This window comes from Bradyrhizobium sp., from assembly GCF_019244115.1.
GTDB lineage: Bacteria > Pseudomonadota > Alphaproteobacteria > Rhizobiales > Xanthobacteraceae > Bradyrhizobium.
The window spans coordinates 1-5,548 of record NZ_JAFATE010000163.1; the positions used below are offsets into that span (position 1 = coordinate 1).

The window sequence follows — 5,548 nt, forward strand, 5'->3', positions numbered from 1 at the left end:
ATGGCGGCGCGAGGGCAACAAATGTTTTGGCCCCGGGATCTTCGACATGAAGGGCGGCAACTATCTCACGCTCGAGGCGATCCGGCAGCTTGCGCGTGCCGACTTCACGACACCGTTGCCGATCACCGTGCTGTTCACGCCCGACGAGGAAGTCGGCACGCCCTCGACCCGCGACCTCATCGAGGCGGAAGCCGCGCGCAACAAATATGTCCTGGTGCCGGAGCCCGGGCGCGCCAATAACGGCGTGGTCACCGGCCGCTACGCGATTGCCCGCTTCAATCTGGAGACATCAGGACGTCCGAGCCATGCCGGCGCCACGCTGTCGTCGGGACGCTCGGCGATCCGCGAGATGGCGCGGAAAATCCTCGAGATCGACGCGATGACCTCGGAGGACTGCACTTTTTCGGTCGGCATCGTGCATGGCGGGCAGTGGGTCAACTGCGTCGCCACCACCTGCACCGGCGAGGCGCTGAGCATGGCCAAGCGCCAGGCCGATCTCGACCGCGGCGTCGAGCGCATGCTGGCGCTGTCGGGAACCGCGAACGACGTGGCTTTCAAGGTCACGCGCGGTGTGACGCGGCCGGTGTGGGAGCCGGATGCCGGCACGATGGCGCTCTATGAAAAGGCGCAACAGGTTGCCGCCGAGCTCGGCATGGACCTGCCGCATGGCTCAGCAGGCGGCGGAAGCGACGGCAATTTCACCGGTGCCATGGGCATCCCCACCCTCGACGGGCTCGGCGTGCGCGGCGCGGATGCACATACGTTGAACGAGCATATCGAGGTCGACAGCCTCGCCGAGCGCGGCCGGCTGATGGCAGGTCTGTTGGCAACGCTGGACTAGAATCGGAGCGGCCGATGACCTCGTTCAAGGCTATTCGTGCGCGGGCCGAGAAGCGCAAAGGCGGGCCCGTCGCGCTGAAAAAGCTGCTGCCGGACGCGCCGGACAAGAAGGCGCTCACGAAACTCGCCGACGATCGGGTGCTGGCCGAGATCACCCGGCGCGTGTTCTCGGCCGGCTTTGCCTGGAGCGTCATCGAGCAGAAATGGGACGGGTTTGAAGCGGCGTTCCTCGGCTTTCAGCCGAAAAAGCTCGTCGTGCAGAGCGACGATTTCTGGCACGAACTGACCCGCGATCAGCGCATCGTCCGCAACGGCGCAAAAATCATGTCGGTGCGCGACAATGCGCAATTCATTCTCGATATAGCCGGCGAACACGGCAGCTTCGGCAAATTTCTGGCCGACTGGCCCTCGTCGGACGAGATCGGCCTGCTCGATCTCTTGAGCAAACGCGGCAGCCGGCTCGGCGGCAACACCGGGCAGATGTTCTTGCGCTTCATCGGCTGGGACGGCTTTGTGACCTCGAAGGACGTCGTCGCCTGCCTGCGTGATGCCGGCCTCGACATTGCAGAAGAGGTGAAATCCAAGGGCGATCTCGCCAAGGTGCAGGCGCAATTCAATGCGTGGGCCAAGGAGACCGGCCTGCCCTATGCTCATTTATCTCGCATCTGCGCACTGTCGATTGGCGAGAATTACGGCACCTAGGTACGGACCCCTGTCCGACTCATGATCGTTGTCGGGCGCGTCATGCAAAACTGACGGGGGTGATCGCTTGCGCTGCCGTCGCTGACGCGCTTAACGTTTGTGCGGAAGTGAAACACCGAGACCTGATTGATGCCCAGTATCGCCGTCGGCGGATTTCTGCACGCGTTGAAGCTGGCGAAGCCGACACCGCCGCGCTGCCACGGACCCGACTGAGGCCCGGCATTCGCATCAAGCCGAACGGCCCGCTTTCACTGCAAACAATTGTCACGTTCAACCGGATAGAGGACATGCCGACCATCGATCGCATCCAAGGCTACGCCGACGAACTCACGGCGATCCGCCGCGACCTGCACGCGCACCCCGAGATCGGCTTCGAAGAAGTGCGCACGTCGGGCATTGTCGCCGACAAACTCAAGGCATGGGGCATCGAGGTGCATCGCGGGCTCGGCGGCACTGGCGTGGTCGGCGTGCTCAGGGGCAAAGGAGCCGGCAACAAGCGCATCGGCCTGCGCGCCGACATGGATGCGCTGCCGATGGAAGAGAACACCAATCTGAAATGGCGTTCGACCATCCCCGGCCGCTTTCATGGCTGCGGCCATGATGGCCACACCACCATGCTGCTGGGCACCGCGCGCTACCTCGCCGAGACACGCAATTTCGATGGCACCGTGCATTTCATCTTCCAGCCCGCCGAGGAGGGTCTTGGCGGCGCGCGCGCCATGATCAAAGACGGCCTGTTCGAAAAATTCCCCTGCGACGAACTGTACGGACTGCACAACGCGCCCGATCTCAACCACGGCGAGATCGCGATCCTGCCTGGTCCCGCCATGGCCGGCGCCGACTTCTTCGACATCCGGATCCATGGCTACGGCGCCCATGGCGCGATGCCCGAACGGTCCAAGGACGCCGTGGTGATCGCGATGACGCTCGGACAGGCGCTGCAGACCATCGTGAGCCGCAACGTCGAACCGCAGCAGGCGGCGGTGCTGTCGATCACCCAGATCCATTCCGGCACCGCTTACAATGTGATCCCGGCCGAGGCCCATCTTTGCGGCACGGTGCGTGCTTTCTCGGACGAGGTGCGCACGTTGATCCGCGAGCGGATGCGGACGCTCTGCGCGGGCATGGCCGCCGCGTTCCAGGTTGAGATCGAGACCGACATCCGAGACGGGTTCAGTGTGCTGGTCAATCAGGAGGAGCAGTCGCGCGTCGTCGCGGAGGTCGCGCGCACGGTGGTCGAGCCGGCAAACGTGTTCACGCGGGCGCAGCCGAAAATGGGCAGCGAGGATTTCGCCGACATGCTGCAGGACATCCCCGGCGCCTATTTCTGGGTCGGCCATGACGGCTCGGTACCGGTGCACAATCCCGGCTACATCCTGGACGACAAGATCCTGCCGATTGGCGCCAGCGTCTTCGCCCGCATCATTGAAACCAGACTTCTGGCCAACTCCCATGCATAAGCCGGCTCCACGCGACACCGTCGCCTCATTGCACGATCTCAGTGCCGCGGACATGCTCGCGGGCTTCCGCAGCCAGCAATTCTCGCCGTCCGAGGTGCTCGACGACCTGCTCTCGCACATCGCGGTCTGGGAGCCGCATCTCAAGGCGCTTTATGCTTTCGATCCCGACGGCGCACGTGCGGCCGCCAAAACCTCCACCGAGCGCTGGCACAAGGGCGAGCCCGCCGGCAGCCTCGATGGCGTGCCGGTGACGATCAAGGACAATGTCGCCACCAAAGGCGTTCCGGTGCCGCTCGGCGCCGCCAGCGTCAAGCTGACGCCCGCGCCATCGGATGCGCCGCCCGCCGCACGGCTGCGCGAAGCGGGCGCGATCATCTTCTCAAAAACCACGATGCCCGACTACGGCATGCTGTCGTCAGGACTTTCCTCGTTCCATCCCTTGACCCGCAATCCCTGGGATGTCAGCAAGAATCCCGGCGGCTCCAGCGCAGGCGCCGGCGCGGCCGGCGCTGCCGGCTACGGTCCGCTGCATGTCGGCACCGACATCGGCGGCTCGATCCGCCTCCCCGCCAGCTGGTGCGGCCTCGTTGGCCTGAAGCCGAGCTTTGGGCGTGTGCCGATCGATCCGACCTATCTCGGCCGCGTCGCAGGTCCGATGACGCGCACCGTGGACGATGCCGCGCTGATGATGTGCGTGCTGGCCAAGCCGGACCGCCGCGACAGCATGTGCCTGCCGCCGGATTCGCTGGCATGGAAGACGCTGGAGAAGTCACCGCGCAAGCTGCGCCTTGGGCTGATGCTGCGCCTCGAGGCCGGCGATCCGCTGCAGAAGGAGGTCCGCGAGGTCGCCATCAAGGCCGCAAAAGCCTTTGAGGCGGCGGGCGCCGTCGTCACCGAGGTCGATGGCTTCATGACGCGCGAGATGCTCGATGGCCTCGACAGCTTTTGGCGCGCCCGGATGTGGGACGATCTCCAAAAACTGCCCGAGGACGAGCGCGGCAGGGTCCTGCCTTACATCCATCAATGGGCGGAGGCTGCGACAAGACTTTCCGGCCTCGACGTCTTCCGCGGCTACAATGTCACGATGGCAATGCGCTCGGCGGCGGCCAAATTGTTCGGCGAGATCGACTATCTGATCTCGCCGGTCTCGCCGGGCGTGAAATTCCCGGCCGAGTTCGCCTCGCCCGTCAACGATCCGGCAAAACCGTTCGAGCACATCTGCTACACCGTGCCATGGAACATGGCGGAGAACCCGGCGATCTCGGTCAATGCCGGCTATGACAAGGACGGCTTTCCGATCGGCGTGCAGATCGTGGGCCGGCGTTTTGACGACATCGGCGTGCTCGGTATGGCGAAGGTGTTCGAGTCCTTGCGCGGGCCGCAGCGCCCCTGGCCGACCCCGCCGAAGCACTAGTGCCTCAGTAAAACCTCGTCATGGCCGGGCTTGTCCCGGCCATCCACGTCTTAGACATCTCTGTGAAAGCAAGACGTGGATGCCCGCGACAAGCGCGGGCATGACGACGTTGAAAGAACAGCCCATAAACAACACAAAGAAGGAAACGCCCATGGCCTATGAGACCATCCTCTATGAGGTCGCCGACAACATCCTCACGATCACGCTGAACCGGCCGGACAAGCTCAACGCCTTCAATGGCGTGATGCAGATCGAGTTGATCGACGCGTTCGACAAGGCCGATCGGGACGACGACGTCCGCGCCATCATCGTGACCGGCGCGGGCCGCGCCTTCTGCGCCGGCGCCGACCTCTCCTCCGGAGCCAACACCTTTGATCGCGACGCAAGGCGCGGGCCGGTGAAGCGGCAGGCGGATGGCAAGGTCGATTACTCCGACCCGAACGTGCGCGACGGCGGCGGCCAGGTCACGCTGCGCATCTTCAAATGCCTCAAGCCTGTGATCGCGGCCGTCAACGGACCGGCGGTCGGCGTCGGCGTCACCATGCAGCTTGCGATGGACATGCGCATTGCGTCGGAAGCTGCCCGCTTCGGCTTCGTGTTCTCCCAGCGCGGCATCGTGCCGGAGGCGGCCTCGAGCTGGTTTTTGCCGCGCATCGTCGGTATCTCGCAGGCCCTGGAATGGTGTTTTACCGGCCGCGTGTTTCCGGCGCAGGAGGCGCTCGCCGGCCGCCTCGTCAGCAAGGTGGTGCCGCCAGACGAGCTGTTGCCGACGGCGCGCGCGCTGGCCCGCGAAATCGCCGACAAGACCGCGCCGGTATCGATCGCACTGATCCGGCAGATGATGTGGCGCATGCTGGGCGCCGACGATCCGATGGAGGCGCACAAGGTCGACAGCCGCGGCATCTACTCGCGAGGGCGTTCCGAGGATGTGAAGGAGGGCGTGACGGCGTTTCTGGAGAAGCGCCCCGCGCAGTTCAGGAACAAGGTCTCGGCCGACATGCCGGACTATTTTCCGTGGTGGGACGAGCGGGCGTACAAATAACACCGGCTGCTGCACGCCTCTCGGTGGTCATCACCCGCGAAAGCGGGCGATCCAGTAGGCACCGGCGTCTCGAAAACGATGACCGCCACG

5 protein-coding genes are annotated in these 5,548 nt (G+C 64.7%); all 5 read left to right on the forward strand.

Features of this window, described 5'->3' with window-relative positions:
* Positions 1-841: M20/M25/M40 family metallo-hydrolase (locus JOZ76_RS07240; RefSeq protein ID WP_291697942.1), on the forward strand; the 841-nt coding region annotated here is incomplete at its 5' end.
* A gap of 14 nt (positions 842-855) precedes the next feature.
* Entirely contained in the window at positions 856-1,542 is a 687-nt protein-coding gene (locus JOZ76_RS07245) for a DNA-3-methyladenine glycosylase I (protein WP_291697943.1), read from the forward strand.
* Positions 1,543-1,829: 287 nt separating this feature from the next.
* Positions 1,830-3,002: a M20 aminoacylase family protein gene (locus JOZ76_RS07250; RefSeq protein WP_291697944.1), complete on the forward strand. Its 1,173-nt coding sequence runs from the start codon at positions 1,830-1,832 to the stop codon at positions 3,000-3,002.
* Positions 2,995-4,416 carry an amidase gene (locus JOZ76_RS07255; protein ID WP_291697945.1) on the forward strand — a complete coding sequence of 474 codons (1,422 nt, stop codon included), beginning with the start codon at positions 2,995-2,997 and terminating at the stop codon, positions 4,414-4,416. Before JOZ76_RS07250 ends, JOZ76_RS07255 begins: the two co-directional genes overlap by 8 nt.
* A 151-nt stretch (positions 4,417-4,567) precedes the next feature.
* The gene (locus JOZ76_RS07260) at positions 4,568-5,458 is read left to right on the forward strand and encodes a crotonase/enoyl-CoA hydratase family protein (RefSeq protein ID WP_291697946.1); all 891 of its coding nucleotides are present in this window, start codon (positions 4,568-4,570) and stop codon (positions 5,456-5,458) included.
* The last annotated feature ends 90 nt before the right edge of the window (positions 5,459-5,548 follow it).

Coding starts and splice junctions, on each gene's coding strand:
- JOZ76_RS07245 (WP_291697943.1), top strand. CDS start 856: ATGACCTCGTTCAAGGCTATTCGTGCGCGGGCCGAGAAGCGCAAAGGC.
- JOZ76_RS07250 (WP_291697944.1), top strand. CDS start 1,830: ATGCCGACCATCGATCGCATCCAAGGCTACGCCGACGAACTCACGGCG.
- JOZ76_RS07255 (WP_291697945.1), top strand. CDS start 2,995: ATGCATAAGCCGGCTCCACGCGACACCGTCGCCTCATTGCACGATCTC.
- JOZ76_RS07260 (WP_291697946.1), top strand. CDS start 4,568: ATGGCCTATGAGACCATCCTCTATGAGGTCGCCGACAACATCCTCACG.